Raw genomic sequence first — 17,388 nt, 5'->3', positions numbered from 1 at the left:
GGTCAGGTGGGGGTGGTGGCCAGAGTGATGAACTCCTCCATGGCGGCGTCCACCCCCGCCTGGTCGCCGGTGGCCAAGAGGTCAAGCAGCAAGCCCCGCGCCACACCTACCCCCAGCCTGGCTCGAGCCTGCGCACGCGCCGGCGCCACGCCCGCGTCGACCAGCGCTGCCGAAAGCGACCGTGTCCACGGCTCGACGAACTCGTCCAGTAGGGGCGCCGCTGCCTGGTCGCCCTGCAGTGCCCGCCCACACATCTCAAAGAACAACCGCTCGTAGGGTCTCAGCGCGGGATCGGCCAGCGTCGCCCAGAATCGACGTGCGATATCGGCCGGCCCGATCTGGCCACTCGCAGCCTGACCGCTGTCCCCGCCACGAGCCTCGCCGACAGCCTGACCGCTGTCGCCTCCACGACCTTCGCCTCCAGGACTGCCGCGGCCCTCGCCACCGATCCCAGCGTCCGCGACCAGGCCGGCTAGCAGCTCCCGTTGCTGCTGCTCGACGGCCCGGACGACGGCTACCATCAGGCCCTCTCTGGACCCGAAGTGGTAGATCAGCATGCGGTGGCTGGTCCCGACGGCGGTCGCGATCTGCCGCAGGCTCCGCTCCCCCACACCGTTGGCGGCGAAGTCATCGATCACCGCGCGCAGCAGGTGGTCACGGCCGCCATCCCGGCCAGCCACACTCGGACCGCCCCCACTCTGGCCGCCCCCACTCTGGCCGCCGACGCCGGCGACGCCGCCGGCACTCCGTCCCGTCATGTACCGTATGGTACATGTACCAATCGGTACAAGGAGGAGTTCCATGGCTGTCCAGCGCATCGAGGTCACCGCTCACACGTCTGCCCCGCCAAGTGCCGTCTACGCCCTGCTCCTCGATGGTGCCAGTTGGCCCCGGTGGTCACCGGTCGAGACGTTCGAGCTCGTACAGCCAGGTTCCGACGGTGGTGAGAGTGTTGGAGCGGTACGAGCGTTCAAGACTGGCCGGATCCGTAGCGTCGAGCGCATCGTCGGATGCCAGCCGGACCGCGGGCTGAGCTATGAACTGGTGGAAGGCCTGGCCGTCCGGGCCTACCGCGCGGATGTAGAGCTCACCGCCGGCCCGTCGGGCACCAACATTCGCTGGAGCTCAACGTTTAGGGCAAAGGTGCCCGGTTTCGGCGGGCTGTACCGTCGCACCCTCACCAGATTCATCCAACGGTGCGCCGACGGACTGGCCGAGCATGCCGCCACCCGCCAAGCTGACGCCTAATGTCGTAGCGTGACGGGGCCGACGCGACGCACCGACCCGCCGTTCCTTCATGGCCGGTGGGCGCACCTACACTGTGTCGCACCATCGATCGAACACAGGACGAGCCGCTATGCCTGACACCCCTGGCTGGATGAAACCGACACCAACCGAGCCTGCCGATTCGAACCAGCCGCCGCCCGGCATCGACACGAGTGTTCCTCATTCGGCCCGGGTCTGGAATTACTGGCTGGGCGGCAAGGACAACTTCACCGTCGACCGGATGGTCGGCGACCAGTTCCGCGAGAACTTCCCGGCGATCGTCGACAACGCCCGCGCGTTCCGACTGTTCCTCGGCCGTGCCGTCCGGTACCTCGCCGCCGACGCTGGGATCCGCCAGTTCCTCGACGTCGGCACCGGTCTCCCAACCGTCGACAACACACACGAGGTGGCTCAGCGAGTAGCGCCCGAGTCCAGGATCGTGTACGTCGACGACGATCCACTCGTGCTCGTCCACGCCCGCGCGCTGCTCACCAGCACGCCCGAAGGTACAACCACCTACGTCGATGCCGACGTCCACGACACCGACACCATCGTGCGCGCAGCACAGGAGTCGCTGGACTTTCAGCAGCCCATCGCGCTCATCCTCAGCGGCATCCTCGGCCACCTCGACGACCACGACGCCCGCTCGGTCGTCCGACGGCTGATGAGCGCACTACCATCCGGTAGCCACCTGGTGGTGTGCGACGGAACCAATACCAGCGAGGCGCTCAACGCCGTTCAGCAGATGCACAACGAGCAGAACCAGGATGGTGGGGTCGTCTACCACCTGCGCAGCATGGAGTGGATCGCTGAGCTCTTCGACGGCCTCGAATGGGTGGAGCCTGGACTCGTCCGGTGTCCCGAGTGGCGGCCCGAGCCCGACGCACCGGCACCCGTTGCCGACGTCCACGCTGCCGGCGGGGTTGGGCGCAAACCCTGACCAGCCGTACCGCCGCCAGCGGCGGCCATGGCGCGATGCAGCACCAGGTGGGCCGGGTGTGATCTCCCGGTGGGCACGGCATACCGTCGGAGGTATGAAGAGTGTGCGCCTCGTCGAGGAATGGCCGGTCGAGAACGCTGCCACGGCCGTCGTGTCGGCCACCGGCGAGGTCCTGGGCACCCATGGCGATCCCCACCGGGTCTACCGCCTGGCATCGGTGACCAAACTCATCACCGCCTACGCGGCGCTGATCGCGGTGGAGGAAGGGGTAGCCGAACTCGACGATCCGGCCGGGCCCGCGGGGTCGACCATCCGACACCTGCTGGCCCACGCCTCCGGGCTCAATCTCAACGACCACAACACCGTGGCCAGGGTCGGCGCCAAACGGGTGTACTCCAGCGCCGGCTTCGAGCAGTTGGCCGATGCACTCGCCGAACGCTCAGGAATCCCGTTCGCGGACTACGTGCGCGACGGTCTACTTGGTCCGCTGGGTATGACGGCGACGACGTTCGAGGGATCACCCGGCCACGGGGCGTCGTCCACCGTCGCCGACCTGACCCGCTTCGCCGCCGAAGTGCAGCAGCCCACGCTGCTGGACGCCAGCACCGTCGAAGCCGCCACAACCGTGGCCTTTTCCGGCCTGACCGGGATCCTGCCTGGCTACGGCCGTCAGGATCCCAACGATTGGGGGCTCGGTTTCGAGATTCGCGACGGCAAAGACCCGCACTGGACCGGCGCCCGCAACTCACCCCGGACGTACGGACACTTCGGGCAGTCGGGCACGTTCGTCTGGGTGGATCCGGACCTAGGAGCCGCCTGTATCGCCTTGACCGATCGCGACTTCGGCGAATGGGCTATCGACGCCTGGCCACCGTACTGCGACGCCGTCGTGGACGAACTCGGCGCACGCTGAGTCGGTCGGCCCGTCGCTCGCGGACCCACCCGATCCCGGCGGCCGGCCGCGTGGCAGCCAGCCATCCACCATGCATAGGGTCGATGACCAGAGCCCACGTATGGTCCGCGACCACGACTGGAGTTGAACGACGCTGATGACTGTGCCGACCCTCACCCTCAATGACAGCCGACGGATCCCCCAGCTCGGATTCGGCGTGTTCCAGGTTCCACGGGACGAGACGGCAACCATCGTGCGCCATGCGCTCGACGCCGGCTACCGCAGCATCGACACCGCGGCGATCTACGGCAACGAAGAAGGTGTCGGCCGGGCCATCACCGGCAGCGGCCTCGACCGGGATGAAGTGTTCGTCACCACCAAGGTGTGGAACTCCGACCAAGGTTACGACGAGACCATCCGGGCCTGTCAGGCCAGCCTTGCCCGCCTGGGCCTCGAGGCCGTCGACCTCTACCTCATCCATTGGCCGGCTCCGGGCCAGGAACGTTACGCCGACACCTGGCGGGCGCTGAATACGCTGCGCGACGACGGACTGGTGTATTCCATCGGGGTGTCGAACTTCGAGCCGGCCCACTTGACCCGCATCATGGACGACACCGGCGTCGCGCCGGCGATCAACCAGGTTGAGCTGCACCCATGGCTCCAACAGGCACCGCTACGCGAGTTCTGCGATGCCTACGGCATCCTCCTCGAGGCCTGGGCGCCGCTGGCCAAGGCCAAACTCCTGGCGGAGCCCGTCATCGTCGACATCGCCGAACGGCACCAACGCACACCCGCACAAGTGGTGCTGCGCTGGCACCTCCAGTCCGGCCACGTCACCATCCCGAAGACGGTCACTACGGAGCGGATGTACGAGAACATCAGCGTGTTCGACTTCGAGTTGAACGACGACGACCTCGCCGACATCGCCCGCCTCGATTCCAACACTCGTATGGGCCCCCACCCGAACGAGTTCGGCGCGTAGGAGGCCGCACAGTGTGGGGCGTCGGGGAGTGAGGGGGCGGGGTCATGCAGGCAGAGTGACGGTGGAGGGCGGGGCGCGGGCAGTCGCGGACCTTCGGGCGGCGAGTCAGCGCGCCCCGTCACCGTCCTGCGCACCCTCTGCACCCTCCGCCGCCTCCGCGTCCGCCGCGCCGGCCCGCCTGAACCCTTGTAACCGACGGACCAGGGCATCAGCACGTTGCGCCGCCACCCCAATGTCGGACTCGTCGGCCGGGACGTGGACGATCGGGATCTCCCTCGACCGCGCCGTCTCCAGCAACGCTTCCACCGCGGACGGCACAACCTGCAACATGAGCATCGAACTCAGACTCAGGTCCACCGTGCGGGTGCGCCCCAGCCTGGCCCGGTAGCGAATCTGCGCCGGGACGGTGAGGGCCTGACCGGAGGCTGCCGCGATGTCCGAGGCGACGGCGGCATCCGCCGTATTACCCAACACCAGGTCCCCAGCGCTCGACTCGTCCGGGTCGGTGTCAGCCTCCCGCTCCCTCTCCACGCCAGCGTCGGCGAGGCCGTCGGCCACTGCTGTCGCCATTCTTCGTCCGCCCTGCCGGGCGATGTACACGGCAAGGGTCAGCGTCGCCAGCAGCTCGGCGAGTCGGCCGAGCACCCATGTGCGTCCCGGCACCGGCGGCAGGTATTGCCGCCAGCGTTTGACCTCCTGATCGAGGGCTTGGTCGAGGAAGACCACCAGAGGGTCATAGGTGCGGATCTCGACGACCTTGTCCCACGGCACCTCGTTGCCGTCGAAGCCCACCTTTCGGGTGCCGAGGTGCACCGCACCAAACCGATCCAGCAGACCCAGCGGCTTGGTCGCCACCGCCGGTATTCGTGGCGTCATCCGCAGGAACGCGGCGATGGACATCTCCCAGTCCTCGGTCAGGGGAACGTCCGGGCGGGGGAACTTGACGAGGATGTCCGCGATCCAGCCCCCGTCCGGATCCATGTCCGTGCCGGCCGGCAGATCCGCGCCCGCCGGCAGATCCGCGCCCGCCGGCAGATCCGTCCCCGCCGACGGCAACGGTTTCCGGCCGCGGAGGCGGAGACGTTCATACCGGCTCATCATTCTTCCCTTTCGTCACCGTTTAAGGCACAAGATCGTAACGTGCGCCCGTCTCGGTGATTCTCGGGGTCAGTCGATGAGTTCGTACGCCGGTAACGTAAGGAAGTCGGCGAAGTGGTCGTTGAGCGTCACCTGGTCGAAGAGTGTGCGAGCCGTGGTGAAGCGGGCGTCGTCGTACGTGGCGCCGTGCGCCGTGCGGATCGCCGCCACTTCCTCGTCGAGAATGCGGCGCACCAGCTCAGGCGTGATCAGCGTTCCGTCGTCGAGCGGCACTGAGTTGTGCATCCACTGCCAGAGTTGCGCCCGCGCGATCTCGGCCGTCGCGGCGTCCTCCATCAGGTTGTTGATGGCGGCCGCACCGTTGCCACCCAGCCAGGACGCCAGATACTGGAGGGCGACGGACACGTTGCTGCGCACTCCGGCCTCGGTGACCGCTCCTGGCGTCGCCGACACGTTCAGCAGGTCGCCGGCGCCGACCGAGACGTCGTCGCGCATCCGATCCAACTGGTTGGGCCGGCCGCCGAGCACGTCGTCGAACACCTCCTGGCACACCGGCACCAGGTCGGGGTGGGCCACCCAGGAACCGTCGAACCCGTCCCTTGCCTCACGCTCCTTGTCCGCCCGCACCTTGGCCAGCGCTTGCTCGTTGATCCGCGGGTCTCGGCGGCTCGGGATGAACGCGGCCATCCCGCCCATCGCGAAGGCACCGCGGGCGTGGCAGGTGCGCACCAGCAACTCGGTGTAGGCGCGCATGAACGGCGCGGTCATGGTCACCGCGTTGCGGTCCGGCAGCACGAAGTCGGAGCCGGCATCGCGAAAGTATTTGATCATGCTGAAGAGGTAGTCCCATCGGCCGGCGTTCAGGCCGGACACATGGTCGCGCAGCTCGAAGAGGATCTCGTCCATCTCGAACGCCGCCGGAATGGTCTCGATGAGCACGGTGGCCCGGATGATGCCATGTGGTATCCCCAACTGTTCCTGCGCGAGGGTGAAGACGTCGTTCCATAACCGGGCTTCTAGGTGGCTCTCCATCTTGGGCAGGTAGAAGTACGGTCCGCTGCCGCGTTCCAGCAGCTCCCGTGCGTTGTGAAAGAAGTACAGGCCGAAGTCCACGAGAGCTCCGACCGCGGGCGTGCCGTCGACGACGACGTGCCGCTCGTCGAGGTGCCAGCCGCGTGGGCGCATCACGATGGCCGGACGGGGCACGTCGTCGCGCAGCCGATAGTCCTTACCCTCGGGCGAGGTGAACCGCAGCGTGCCTCGGACGGCGTCGTAAAGGTTCACCTGACCACCGACCACGTTGGCCCAGTGGGGTGTGTTGGCGTCTTCGAGGTCGGCCAGCCAGACCTTCGCGCCGGAGTTCAGCGCATTGATGGCCATCTTGCGTTCGGTCGGACCAGTGATCTCGACGCGCCGGTCCTGAAGGTCGTCCGGGGCGGGCGCGACGCGCCACTGTCCGGCGCGGACGTCGGCGGTCTCGGCGAGGAAGTCCAGCGTCGCTCCACTCGCCACTTCGGCGCGCCGACCCGCGCGGGCGGCGAGGAGTTCGTCGCGGCGGGCGCGGAAGCGCCAGTTCAGTAGGGCGACGAAGGCCAGCGCCTCCGGCGTCAGCATCTCGTCGCCGCGGTCGACGGACGCTCCGGTCACCGAGATATCAGCCATCACATTCTCCTGTCGTCGAACTTTCGCTCCACACACCATGCGCGATTGTCAGGCCGGAGTCCGCCCCAACGCCTCGGCGAGCAACTCCACCGGGTGAACCACCCGGCAGGACAGCTCGCGGCCGATCTGCAACGCACACCCCGGGTTGGTGGTGGCGACCACGTCCGCCCCAGTGGCCACCAGCGCCTGTGCCTTCCGTCGGCCCAGCTCGGCCGCCGCCTCGGGCTCGACGAGGTTGTAGATTCCCGCGGAGCCGCAGCAGTGTCCGTCGTCCAGCACCGGCCGCAGGGCCACACCCGGGATCCGCGACAACAACACCCGAGGCTCGTTGCGCACTCCCTGGGCGTGTGCCAGGTGGCAGGCGTCGTGATACGCCACCGTCAGATCCAACGCCCCGTACCCACCGCGTGGCTCTAGTCCGGCCAGTACCTCGGTGACGTCTCGGACCTTGTCCGCCACGGCGGAGGCGCGCTCGGCATATCGCGGATCATCGGCCAGCAACCGGCCATAGTCTTTCATCGCCGAACCACATCCGGCCGCGTTCACCACGATCGCGTCCAGCTCCAGCGGCGCGAAGACATCCACCAGCCGCCGGGCCCGGTTCAGCGCCGACGCCTCTCGTCCACCATGGAGTTCGAGCGCGCCACAACAGCCCTGCGCCGCCGGAGCCACCACCTCGCACCCCTCGGCGGTCAGCACCTGCACCGTCGCTTCGTTCACGGCGCCGAAGAAGACCTCCTGCACACATCCGGTGAGGAAACCCACCCGCAGCCGAGCCGGACCAACCGCCGGCGTGTTCGCCGCGGTCCGACGGGTCACCGACCGCAGCGTCACCGGTGGCAGGATCGACTCGACGGCCCGGATCCGCTGCGGCAGTCGACGGCTCACCCATGGCCGGCGCACCAGCCACGCGACGCCGAGGCGCTGATACAGCCAGCCGGCCAGCGCGGCTACGCGCAGCCTCCGTCGGCCCGGGAACGCCCGGAACAGCAACGCGCGGAACAGCCGGTCGGGCCAGGCCCGGCGGTGCTCGTGCTCGATGGTGGCACGCGCGGACTCGATCAGCTCGTCGTAACGGACGCCGGACGGGCAGGCCGTCACACACGCCATGCAGCCAAGGCAGGCGTCCATGTGACCGACCCAGGTACTGTCGATCGGGGAGTCACCTTCCAGGGCGGTCTTCATCAGGTGGATACGCCCGCGCGGTGAGTCCATCTCCTCTCCCCACAACGTGTACGTCGGGCACGCCGGTAGACAGAAGCCACAGTGCACGCAGTCATCGATGAGCTCTCGGTCCATGACCTCAGATGCCTCCTACGAATCGCCCGGGCGCGAACCGCCACTCGGGATCCACAGCGCGTTTGACCGACCGCATCAGCTCTATCGCCGATCCGGGTACACCCCACGGGTCGAGGTGGTCGTCCAGCTCGGGTGGCCGATCGCGGACCACGACGTGCCCGCCCAGCGCCTCGACCGCGGTGCGCAACGTACCGATCACCGCGGCCTGCGTCGAGGCGTCGCCGCCGGTCAGGACGGCGTCGTGCAGCCCCAGTCCGGCGTGGCTGTGCAGTGTGACGCTGACGTCGGTTCCGGCGGCCGCGGCGAGCGCGTCGGATACCGCCCCCAGCTGGCTGGGCAGCGTCGACGCGCGCACGACGGTAGCGCCCGGTGCACCACCGTGGGCTTCGCGCAGCGCCGGCCACACGTCGTCGTCCACCAGTTCCGGTTCGAGGCCGTGCTCACCGGCCAGCCGGGCCAGTTGATCCAGCCGCGCGTCGAGGCCGGCGGCCCGCCCTTCGAGCTGAATCACCAGGGCGTCACCCGACCATTCGACGGCGACACACTCCACCGGGCTGGCCAACAGATCGGTGACGAACGACGACGCGCTGGCTGCCGCGGCCGGGATCCGCACCGTTTTTGTCGCCTCCGGCAGTGGGTGCAGCCGAACGGTCAGCTCGACGACGAGCCCCAGGGTGCCCAGCGAGCCGCACCAGAGTTTGTTGAGGTCGTACCCGGCCACGTTCTTGATCACCGTGCCGCCGCTGCGGCTGACCGCGCCGTCGGCGAGCACCGTAGTCGATCCGATGACGAGATCGCGCACCCCGCCGTAGCCGAACCGGCGCGGCCCGGCGTCGTTGGCCGCGAACACCCCACCCACGGTGACAACTCCCCCGCGCCGTGGCGGATCGATCGCCAGCCACTGCCCGGCCGGGGCCAGCGCCGCCTGCAACAGATCCAGCCGCATCCCGGCCTGCACGGTGGCGGTCATGTCGCCTGGTTCGTGGTGGATCAGTTGGTCGAGGCCACGGGTGTCGATCACCGTCGACGGCCGCTGGTTATCGACCGACGACGCGCGCCCTGACGACGGCCCTGCCTCCACCGGCGATGATCCGCCCCGGGGCCGAGCCCACCAGCCGAGTTTGGTTCCACCTCCACGGATCAGAACGCTGGTGCCGGCGGTTCCCGCGGTGACGACGGCATCCCGCGCACCTGCGAGGTCGGTTGGCCGCGCCACGGTGACGACGTCGGCCCCGGCCGCCAGGTCGGGCGGGTTCGGGCCGGCAGCTTCGGAGCGCGAGGGCATCGCGGTCACCATCGCTCGATGACGCCGGCGGTTTCCAGCGGGTGCGGCCGATACCGCCCGGGGCGTTCGCCGCACAGCCGGGGTGTCGGCAGCACCTTGTCTGGATTACACCGGCCGTCGGGGTCGAACGCCGCCCGGACCCGGTCCATGATGGCGAGGTCTTCGGCTCCGAACATCTTCGGCATCGAGCACGCCTTGTCGGCGCCGATTCCGTGTTCACCGGAGAGCGACCCGCCGAAGGACACACACAGCTCGGCGATCGCCGTCGACAACGCCTCGGCACGTTCGGTTTCACCCGGCCGGGAACTGTCGAAGAGCACCAGCGGATGGAGATTGCCGTCTCCGGCATGAAAGACGTTGGCGACGCGCAACTCGGCATCGGCGGCCAGCTCCGCGATGCGGGCCAGACACTCCCCCAGCCGGGTGCGCGGGATAACACCGTCCTGCACCAGGTAGTCCGGGGCCAGCCGGCCCATGGCGGCGAACGCGGCCTTGCGGCCCTGCCAGACACGTGCGCGCTCGTCGGGCTGGTCGGCGATCCGGATGGCCGTGGCCCCGCTCTCCTGGCACAGCGCAACCACCTCGGCGAACGATGCGTCACATTCGGCTTCGGGGCCATCGAGTTCGACGATGAGGGCGGCGCCGGCGTTGACGTCGAACCCGGCCGCGGCGTCGGACTCGCAGGCTTGGATGGCGAGGTTGTCCATCATCTCTACGGCCGCGGGCACAACACCGGCCGCGACGATGGCGCTGACGGCGGTACCGGCCGAGGCCGGGTCGGTGAAGTCGGCCACCAGCGTCCGAACCGACTCCGGACGGCGCAGCAACCGCAGCGTCACCTGGGTAACGACGCCGAGTGTGCCTTCCGAGCCCACCAGCACACCACGCAGGTCATAGCCAGGTGGATCCAAGGTGGCCGCACCCACCTGAACCACCTGGCCGTCGGGCAGTACCAGCTCACAACCGAGGACGTGGTGGGTGGTGAAGCCGTACTTCAGGCAGTGGGCACCGCCGGAGTTCTCGGCGACGTTGCCACCGATCGAGCACACGATCTGGCTGGACGGGTCCGGTGCGTAGTACAGCTGATGCGGCGCGACGGCCCGGCTGACAGCGGCGTTGGTGACGCCCGGTTCGACGGTGATGCGCTGGTTGAGCACGTCGACGTCGACGATGCGGCGCATCCGGGACAACACGATCAGCACACCGTCCGGGTGCGGGAGCGCACCGCCGGACAGCCCGGTGCCGGCGCCCCGAGGCACCAGCGGCACGCCGTGCCGGGCACAGGCGCGCATCACACCGGATACCTGTTCGGTGGAGACAGGTAATGCCACCAGGGCCGGCACCGCCCGGTATGCGGTGAGGCCGTCGGACTCGTAGGTGCGGCGCTGCGACCGCTCGGTGATCAGCCCTTCCGGCCCGAGGATTTCGGCGAGTTCACTCTGGAGCTCCGTTGGCACGGCATCCGCGTCGTCAACCATCAACGATCTCCAAGGTTCGATGTTTCCGCGATACGGATATATAGTGACTCTATATGGATAATGCTACGACGCAGCCCTGCCCGCGTCAAGGCAACGACGTGTCCTGCCCGCTATCAGGAGGTGAACGTGGCCGAATCGAAGAACGGGTCCGGTGTGCAATCGGTGGAACGCGCGCTGGACATCCTCGAGTCGCTCGCCCAGGCCGACGGGCCGATGGGGCTGACCACCCTCATCCGCGAGACCGGCTTGCCGCTGGCCACGGTCCACCGTCTGCTCGCTACCCTCGGCGGTCGCGGCTATGTCCGGCAGGAGCCGGAGTCACGCCGGTACGTCATCGGCCCCAGCGTGCTCAAGCTGCGCGAACCATACACCCGGCTGTTCGGGGTCTGGGCCGAACAGCACCTGGCCGAACTGGCTGAACTAAGTCAGGAAACGGCCAACCTCGCCGTCCTCGATGGCCATCACGTGGTCTACATCGCCCAGGTAGCCGGACCGCGCCGGCTGCGGATGTTCACCCACGTCGGCAACCGAGTGTTACCCCACGCCAGTGCCGTCGGGAAGGTGCTACTCGCCTTCGGTCCACGTGCCGAGGCCGAACGGGTCATCGATCACACCGGCCTCCCGCAGCGCACCCCGGCCACCATCACCAGCCGAGACCGGTTCCTCGCCGAACTGGACGTCGTGGCCCGGCAGGGTTACGCGGTCGACGCCGGCGAGGAGGAGGACGCGGTGCGCTGTCTCGCCGTCCCCGTCTTCCTCAACGGACACCACCCCGACCAGAACCCATCACCGGACAGCCCCGGCACCACCCACCCAGGACCCGACGGCGACCACCCACCCGCGACGGAACGTCCGGTGGCGGCGCTGTCGATCTCCGGGCCGGCGGCCCGTCTGGAGTCCCACCGGGAGGAAGACATCGTGGCCGTCATGACCCGCGTCGCGGCCGACCTCTCCGCCTCACTGCACTCGCCCCACTCACACCGATAGCGGTGGAAGGATGTCGGCGCGACGGTGGAGGACCATCCTCGCTATCACCGGCATGACCTACACCGTTGTCAGCCGGTGGTGAGGGTCAGCTCGAAGGTGTACCGCGATGCTCGGTAGATGTGCGAGCCGTACTCGACAGCCCGGCCGGTGTCGTCGTAGGCGACCCGGTTCATGGTGAGCAGGGGCGCCCCCGGACGCTCTTCGAGGAGCCGGGCCTCCGAGGCACGGGCGGCCCGTCCGCCGATGGACTGGGTGGCGATCTTCAGGTTCACGCCGGCAGCCCGGATGATGTCGTAAAGTCCCTGCTCGGCCAGCGCTTCGCGGCTGAGCCGTAACAGCGCCGTCGGGATGTAGTTGTGCATGATGGACAGCGGCTCGTCGCCGGTGAACCGCAGCCGCTCGATCACGTAGACCTCGTCGTCGACCCCGATGCCAAGCGTCTCGGCCACGACCTCGGACGGGTGCTCAACCTCGAAGCGCAACACCTCGGTACGCGGGGCCCGGCCGGCCGCCCGCAAGTCGTCGAACAGGCTGGAGAGTTCCACCGGACGGCGCACCTTTGGCTGAACCACCTGAGTGCCCACCCCTCGTTTACGCACGAGCAGCCCGCGGTCGACGAGGTATTCGATGGCGCGGCGCATGGTCGGGCGCGACAGGCCCAGCTGATCGGCCAGCACGATCTCGTTGTCCAGGCGGGTGCCGGGTGGATAAGCCCCAGACTCGATGAGCTGCTCCAGGTGCTGGGCAACCTGGAAGTACAGCGGTACCGGACTACTCCGATCGACCACCAACTGCGGAACCTCTTCGGCCATCCCAACCCCTCACGGTCGATCGCGTGCGGACAACAACATGTTAAGAGATTCCGCCAAACGGACACTGGACACAGCGCCCCCTCAGCCAACCCGCTGCGCCCCTGTCCACGGGGAGGCTACCGGTCGATCACAGTTCGGTCGATGTTAGCCGTAGGCCTAGTCAAAGTTAAGAGGTCGTGACATTCTGACAGCCAGACGTCTCCTGAGATTCTCGGGCACGTCTTGTGGATCGTGTCGTCTGCCGGCCTGGCAGCGGCCGCCCGGCGGGCCGACCGACAGCGGCGACACTCACGAACAACAACCCTCACTACTCGACGACGAGGCAGGTGGAGGATCAATGAAAACCCACACCAAACGAGGCAGGCTGGCCGCCGCACTACTCGCGCCAGCACTCGTGCTCGCCGCATGCGGCGGCGACGACGCGGACCCGGAACCCGATGAACCGGACAACGGCGAGGCAGCACCCGACGACGAAGACGATCCCGAACCTGGCGACGACGTCGCACCGGTCGCGATCACGCTGGCCGAGAACGCCATTCGAGGCGGAAAGAACACCGAAGCCGCCGAGTGGATCGAAGACTGGGCCATCCCGGAGTTCGAGAGCATGATGGCCGACGAGGGCTTCGACATCACCGTCACCTTCGAGGGCAGCGGCGCCGACGACGAAGACTACAAGACCACCATCGCGCTGGACCTGTCCACCGGCGGCGGGCCCGACGTCATCGGCGGCTTCGACGGCATCTGGGTCGGTGAGTTCGCACAGGCCAACTACATCCAGCCGCTCGACGACATCTACCCGGAGTCGTCCAACTGGGACGGCTGGGACCAGATCCCCGACGCCGTCCAGCAGAACATGTCGTTCAACGACCAGCGCTACGGCATCCCGGGTGGTACCGACGGCCGGGTCATCTATTTCAACAAGGAACTCTTCGCCGACGCCGGCCTGCCAGAGGATTGGCAGCCCACCAGCTGGGAGGAGATTCTGGATGCCGCCCGAGCCCTCAAACAGCTCGACGGTGTAGTCCCGATCCAGCTCAACGGCGGGGTCTCCATGGGTGAGGCCACCACGATGCAGGGCTTCCTTCCCCTGATGGCCGGAACCGGAGCGGCCGTCTACTCCGAAGACTCCGGACTGTGGCAGGGCGGCTCCGGCGAGGTCGAGCAGGTTCTGGAGTTCTACGCCGCCGTCTACGGCGACGAGGAACTGGGTGACCCGTTGCTGCAACAGGAGGCCGCGGGCCGGGACAACTCGTTCCTCATGTTCTCCGAAGGCGAGATCGGCATGCTGATCGAGGGTGACTACCTCTGGCGGGCGGTGATCAACCCCGGGTCGGACCTGGCGCCCATGGAGAACCGGGACGAGGTCATCGGCTGGGCCAAGATCCCGGCTCGGGAGCCCGGCGCCGGCATCGACGGCCAAGACTTCGTCAGCATGTCCGGCGGTGGTGGCCGGGTGCTGAACCCGAACACCGAAAGCCCCGAGGTGGCGTGGCGCCTGATGGAGTTCCTCGACTCGCCGGAGGCGCTGCTCGCCAGGCACGCCGACGACCCACGGATCACGTCCCGCACGGACGTCAACGAGCAGATCATCGATGACGAGATGATCAGCTTCATCGCGGAGGAGGTGCTCCCCATCACCTTCTACCGGCCGGGGCTCGAGGAGTACCCGCAGGTGTCTATCGCGCTGCAAGAGGCCACCGAAGCCGTCGTCACCGGGACGTCGCCGGAGGACGCGGCCGGGCAATACCAGTCCACCCTTGAGGGGATCGTTGGTGCCGAGAACATCAACGACTGACCACGAGCCGCTGGGGCCTGGCGAGAACGCCGGGTCCCAGCGGCCCGAGAAGCGCCGGACCGACCCGGATGCCGCCGGCTTGGGCCGGGCGCGCGCCACCGCGTTCGTTGTACCCGCCCTGGTGCTCATCGGGGTCTTCCTGATCTTCCCGGCGCTGTGGACGCTGTACCTGGGGGTCACCAACTGGCGGCTGACCGGGCTGGCCGCCGCGGAGCCGGAGTTCGTCGGCCTCGACAACTACATCGACGCGCTGACCGACGACCGCTTCCTCAGCTCGCTCTACCGCACGTTCGTGTTCGTCATCGGCTCGGCGATCCTCGGTCAGATGGTGCTCGGCTTCACCATCGCCTGGGTAATGCGTCGCACCAACAAGCTGGTCCGCGGCTTCGTCGAGACGCTGGTGCTGATCGCGTGGATTCTTCCGGCGTCGGTGATCGCCTGGTTGTGGCTGGTCTTGCTCGACAGACGCAGCGGCACGCTGAACGCGCTGCTGGGCACCGAAGGCACGGCGTGGCTGCTCGAGTATCCGATGCAGTCGATCATCGCGTTCAACATCTTCAACGGCACCGCGTTCTCCATGCTGCTGTTCAGCTCGGCGCTGGCGTCGATCCCACCGTCGCAGATGGAGACCGCCCGGATGGTCGGCGCTGGCACCTGGGCGACGCTGCGCGACGTGGTGTTCCCCAACATCCGCGGGCACATCCTGACCGTGCTGTTGCTGGTGACACTCTGGACGTTCAACGTCTTCGCACCGTTCTTACTCACCGGCGGCGGCCCGGGGCAGCAGACGGAGATCTTCCCGGTACTGATCTACCGGATGGCCCTGCAGACCGGTGAACTCGGCCGGGGTGCGGCGTTCTCGCTGATCATGATCGTGATCAACCTCGTGATCGCCCTCGTCTACCTGCGTGTACTCCGGGAGCGACGTCAGTCATGACCACCGTGCAGACCCCAGCCCCGCCCCGGACCGACAGCGCTCGCTTCGTGCGGGCCGCGCTCGGCCGAATCGGCCGGTACGTGTTTACCGGTTTCGTCATCGTCTTCTTCGCCCTACCGGTGATCTGGCTGGTCACGGCGCCGTTCGATCGGGCCCCGGCGTTGCGGCTCTCCGTCCCCGAGTTCACTCTCCAGAACTTCCAGACGCTGCTGGACAATCCGTATGCGCTGCGCTCGTTGTGGAACTCGGTGCTGATCTCGATCACCACGATGGTGATCGTGCTGGTGTTGGCCGCGTTGGCGTCGTACGCTCTGTCGCGGGTGCGGGTCCCCGGCCGGGACGTGCTGCTCTACTCGCTGCTGCTGCTCTCGTCGATCGTCACCGGCACTGCCGCCATGGTGCCGACCTTTGTGCTGATCACCGAGCTGCGGCTGATCGACACCCACCTCGCGGTCGTCCTGGTGATGGCCGGCGGGCTGCTGCCCGCGGCGATCTTCATCCTCAAGGACTTCATGGACAACACCCCGAAGTCCTACGAGGAGTCGGCGCGCGTATACGGGGCGTCGTCGCTGCAGGTGCTGCGGCACGTCGTCGTCCCCATCGCCCGGCCCGGCCTGGCCACCATCGCGGTGTGGAGTGTGGTGCAGGTCTGGGGGAACTTCTTGGTGCCGTTCATCCTGCTCAGGTCGCCGGACAACTTCCCGGCCGCAGTGGTGATGTTCACCTTCTACACCGAAGGCGGGCAACCCAACCTGGCGCTGATCTCGGCATTTTCCCTGCTGTTCTCCATCCCCGTAGTGCTGCTGTACCTCTTCGTGAATCGCCGCTACGGGTTCCGCTTCTACGGAGGTATCAAGCGCTGATGGCCGCCATCACCACCCACCAGCTGGTCAAGGAGTTCACCGGCGGGGTCCGCGCCGTCGACGGGCTCGACCTCACCATCGAGGATGGCGAGTTCTTCGCACTGCTCGGCCCCTCCGGTTGCGGGAAGACCACGTTGCTGCGGACCATCGCCGGTTTGGAAGGCGCGACCGAGGGCCGGCTGTTCATCGGCGAACGCGACGTCACCGATCTGCCGCCGGGTGAGCGCCAGGTCGCCATGGTGTTCCAGGACTATGCCCTGTTCCCGCACATGTCGGTGGCGGACAACATCGCCTATCCGTTGAAGATCCAGAAGGTGTCGAAGGGCAGCCGGCTGGCCACGGCGGAGGAGACCGCCGACGGGCTGTCGCTCAACGGGCTCACCGGCCGTCGTCCGGGGCAGCTGTCGGGTGGCCAGCAGCAGCGGGTCGCACTGGCCCGTGCGGTGGCCAGCAATCCTCAGGTGTTCCTCTTCGACGAGCCGTTGTCCAACCTCGACGCGCGGCTACGCCTCGAGGCCCGCACCTTTCTGAAGCGGCTCCAGCAGGACCTCGGGGTCACGACGGTGTTCGTCACCCACGACCAAGCCGAGGCGTTGGCCCTGGCCGACCGGATGGCCATTATGAAGGATGGCCAGATCCAGCAGATCGGCAGCCCGCGTGAAGTGTTCGCGGAGCCGGCTAATACGTTCGTCGCCGGGTTCGTCGGATCGACACCGATGAACCTGAACCCAGCGGTCATCAAGGACGGCCGGGTAGAGGTCGCCGGTGCCTCGATGCCGCTGCCTCCATCCGCCGAAGGTCAGGTGGTCGACGACGACGAGGTGATTTGGGGTGCTCGGCCCGAGTACATCCGGTGGTCGCCGACGCGGACCGACGACGCGGTCGAAGGTGAGGTCACCGTCGTCGAGAACCTCGGTGCGGCTGCGCTGGTCACCATGGAGGCCGACGGGGTGTTCCTGCACCTCGTCGTCGACGAGGACGACGAGCCGGCGCCCGGAACGCGGGGCTGGGCGGTGCCTCGACACAACCGAACGTTGCTGTTCGATGCCGCTGGTGGCGAGCTGATCCAAGGCTAAGGTCACCGTCGTCCTC

Annotated in this window: 16 protein-coding genes; 9 read left to right on the top strand and 7 right to left on the bottom strand. The window is 67.7% G+C overall.

The genetic code is table 11. The features are described 5' to 3' along the window. Positions 1-2: 2 nt before the first annotated feature. Positions 3-758: a TetR/AcrR family transcriptional regulator gene (locus tag G8760_RS30025; RefSeq protein ID WP_207782733.1), complete on the bottom strand. Its 756-nt coding sequence runs from the start codon at positions 756-758 to the stop codon at positions 3-5. A 43-nt stretch (positions 759-801) separates the two neighbouring features. Here G8760_RS30025 and G8760_RS25830 point away from each other — a divergent pair, with 43 nt between their 5' ends. The 4 genes from G8760_RS25830 to G8760_RS25815 all read left to right on the top strand — a co-directional run bounded on the left by G8760_RS25830 (position 802) and on the right by G8760_RS25815 (position 4,080). Beyond that, complete coding sequence (locus tag G8760_RS25830; RefSeq protein ID WP_166355726.1) at positions 802-1,248, top strand: SRPBCC family protein; 447 nt, start codon at positions 802-804, stop codon at positions 1,246-1,248. A 130-nt stretch (positions 1,249-1,378) separates the two neighbouring features. Continuing rightward, positions 1,379-2,206 carry an SAM-dependent methyltransferase gene (locus tag G8760_RS25825; RefSeq protein WP_166355788.1) on the top strand — a complete coding sequence of 276 codons (828 nt, stop codon included), beginning with the start codon at positions 1,379-1,381 and terminating at the stop codon, positions 2,204-2,206. 94 nt (positions 2,207-2,300) lie between these two features. After that, on the top strand, positions 2,301-3,119 hold the full coding sequence (locus G8760_RS25820) for a serine hydrolase domain-containing protein (protein WP_166355725.1): 819 nt from the start codon (positions 2,301-2,303) through the stop codon (positions 3,117-3,119). 136 nt (positions 3,120-3,255) lie between these two features. Further along, the gene (locus G8760_RS25815) at positions 3,256-4,080 is read left to right on the top strand and encodes an aldo/keto reductase (RefSeq protein ID WP_166355724.1); all 825 of its coding nucleotides are present in this window, start codon (positions 3,256-3,258) and stop codon (positions 4,078-4,080) included. A 105-nt stretch (positions 4,081-4,185) separates the two neighbouring features. On the opposite strand, the gene G8760_RS25810 is transcribed toward G8760_RS25815, so the two are convergent. From G8760_RS25810 to G8760_RS25790, 5 genes are all read right to left on the bottom strand, one after another. Next, a complete protein-coding gene (locus G8760_RS25810; RefSeq protein ID WP_166355723.1) occupies positions 4,186-5,178 on the bottom strand; it encodes a hypothetical protein in 993 nt (330 codons plus the stop codon). A 69-nt stretch (positions 5,179-5,247) separates the two neighbouring features. After that, positions 5,248-6,840: a malate synthase A gene (gene aceB, locus G8760_RS25805; RefSeq protein WP_166355722.1), complete on the bottom strand. Its 1,593-nt coding sequence runs from the start codon at positions 6,838-6,840 to the stop codon at positions 5,248-5,250. Positions 6,841-6,888: 48 nt separating this feature from the next. After that, positions 6,889-8,139 carry a (Fe-S)-binding protein gene (locus tag G8760_RS25800; RefSeq protein WP_166355721.1) on the bottom strand — a complete coding sequence of 417 codons (1,251 nt, stop codon included), beginning with the start codon at positions 8,137-8,139 and terminating at the stop codon, positions 6,889-6,891. Positions 8,140-8,143: 4 nt separating this feature from the next. After that, positions 8,144-9,424: an FAD-binding oxidoreductase gene (locus tag G8760_RS25795; RefSeq protein ID WP_166355720.1), complete on the bottom strand. Its 1,281-nt coding sequence runs from the start codon at positions 9,422-9,424 to the stop codon at positions 8,144-8,146. A 5-nt stretch (positions 9,425-9,429) separates the two neighbouring features. Continuing rightward, complete coding sequence (locus tag G8760_RS25790; RefSeq protein ID WP_166355719.1) at positions 9,430-10,902, bottom strand: FAD-linked oxidase C-terminal domain-containing protein; 1,473 nt, start codon at positions 10,900-10,902, stop codon at positions 9,430-9,432. 126 nt (positions 10,903-11,028) lie between these two features. On the opposite strand from G8760_RS25790, the gene G8760_RS25785 reads away from it, so the two are divergent. Further along, positions 11,029-11,889 carry an IclR family transcriptional regulator gene (locus G8760_RS25785; RefSeq protein WP_246222686.1) on the top strand — a complete coding sequence of 287 codons (861 nt, stop codon included), beginning with the start codon at positions 11,029-11,031 and terminating at the stop codon, positions 11,887-11,889. 68 nt (positions 11,890-11,957) lie between these two features. Here G8760_RS25785 and G8760_RS25780 read toward each other — a convergent pair whose 3' ends face one another. Then, positions 11,958-12,701, bottom strand: a complete 744-nt coding sequence (locus tag G8760_RS25780) for a GntR family transcriptional regulator (RefSeq protein WP_166355717.1) — start codon at positions 12,699-12,701, stop codon at positions 11,958-11,960. Between the two features lie 337 nt (positions 12,702-13,038). Here G8760_RS25780 and G8760_RS25775 point away from each other — a divergent pair, with 337 nt between their 5' ends. The 4 genes from G8760_RS25775 to G8760_RS25760 are packed head-to-tail and all read left to right on the top strand — an operon-like array spanning position 13,039 to position 17,372. Continuing rightward, on the top strand, positions 13,039-14,496 hold the full coding sequence (locus G8760_RS25775) for an extracellular solute-binding protein (protein WP_166355716.1): 1,458 nt from the start codon (positions 13,039-13,041) through the stop codon (positions 14,494-14,496). Beyond that, positions 14,474-15,433: a carbohydrate ABC transporter permease gene (locus G8760_RS25770; RefSeq protein WP_207782731.1), complete on the top strand. Its 960-nt coding sequence runs from the start codon at positions 14,474-14,476 to the stop codon at positions 15,431-15,433. The genes G8760_RS25775 and G8760_RS25770 overlap by 23 nt, the downstream gene beginning before the upstream one ends. Beyond that, the gene (locus G8760_RS25765) at positions 15,430-16,296 is read left to right on the top strand and encodes a carbohydrate ABC transporter permease (protein WP_166355715.1); all 867 of its coding nucleotides are present in this window, start codon (positions 15,430-15,432) and stop codon (positions 16,294-16,296) included. The genes G8760_RS25770 and G8760_RS25765 overlap by 4 nt, the downstream gene beginning before the upstream one ends. Continuing rightward, on the top strand, positions 16,296-17,372 hold the full coding sequence (locus G8760_RS25760) for an ABC transporter ATP-binding protein (RefSeq protein ID WP_166355714.1): 1,077 nt from the start codon (positions 16,296-16,298) through the stop codon (positions 17,370-17,372). Before G8760_RS25765 ends, G8760_RS25760 begins: the two co-directional genes overlap by 1 nt. Positions 17,373-17,388: the final 16 nt, after the last annotated feature.

The sequence above is a fragment of the Phytoactinopolyspora limicola genome (assembly GCF_011320225.1).
Lineage (GTDB): Bacteria > Actinomycetota > Actinomycetes > Jiangellales > Jiangellaceae > Phytoactinopolyspora > Phytoactinopolyspora limicola.
This window is presented reverse-complemented; position numbering and strand designations above follow the sequence as displayed.

Excerpts from the sequence above, each read along its gene's own strand:
- aceB (WP_166355722.1), bottom strand. The coding sequence starts at position 6,840 with ATGGCTGATATCTCGGTGACCGGAGCGTCCGTCGACCGCGGCGACGAG.
- G8760_RS25800 (WP_166355721.1), bottom strand. The coding sequence starts at position 8,139 with ATGGACCGAGAGCTCATCGATGACTGCGTGCACTGTGGCTTCTGTCTA.
- G8760_RS25795 (WP_166355720.1), bottom strand. The coding sequence starts at position 9,424 with ATGCCCTCGCGCTCCGAAGCTGCCGGCCCGAACCCGCCCGACCTGGCG.
- G8760_RS25830 (WP_166355726.1), top strand. The coding sequence starts at position 802 with ATGGCTGTCCAGCGCATCGAGGTCACCGCTCACACGTCTGCCCCGCCA.
- G8760_RS25825 (WP_166355788.1), top strand. The coding sequence starts at position 1,379 with ATGAAACCGACACCAACCGAGCCTGCCGATTCGAACCAGCCGCCGCCC.
- G8760_RS25820 (WP_166355725.1), top strand. The coding sequence starts at position 2,301 with ATGAAGAGTGTGCGCCTCGTCGAGGAATGGCCGGTCGAGAACGCTGCC.
- G8760_RS25775 (WP_166355716.1), top strand. The coding sequence starts at position 13,039 with ATGAAAACCCACACCAAACGAGGCAGGCTGGCCGCCGCACTACTCGCG.
- G8760_RS30025 (WP_207782733.1), bottom strand. The coding sequence starts at position 758 with ATGACGGGACGGAGTGCCGGCGGCGTCGCCGGCGTCGGCGGCCAGAGT.
- G8760_RS25810 (WP_166355723.1), bottom strand. The coding sequence starts at position 5,178 with ATGAGCCGGTATGAACGTCTCCGCCTCCGCGGCCGGAAACCGTTGCCG.
- G8760_RS25815 (WP_166355724.1), top strand. The coding sequence starts at position 3,256 with ATGACTGTGCCGACCCTCACCCTCAATGACAGCCGACGGATCCCCCAG.
- G8760_RS25760 (WP_166355714.1), top strand. The coding sequence starts at position 16,296 with ATGGCCGCCATCACCACCCACCAGCTGGTCAAGGAGTTCACCGGCGGG.
- G8760_RS25780 (WP_166355717.1), bottom strand. The coding sequence starts at position 12,701 with ATGGCCGAAGAGGTTCCGCAGTTGGTGGTCGATCGGAGTAGTCCGGTA.
- G8760_RS25765 (WP_166355715.1), top strand. The coding sequence starts at position 15,430 with ATGACCACCGTGCAGACCCCAGCCCCGCCCCGGACCGACAGCGCTCGC.
- G8760_RS25790 (WP_166355719.1), bottom strand. The coding sequence starts at position 10,902 with ATGGTTGACGACGCGGATGCCGTGCCAACGGAGCTCCAGAGTGAACTC.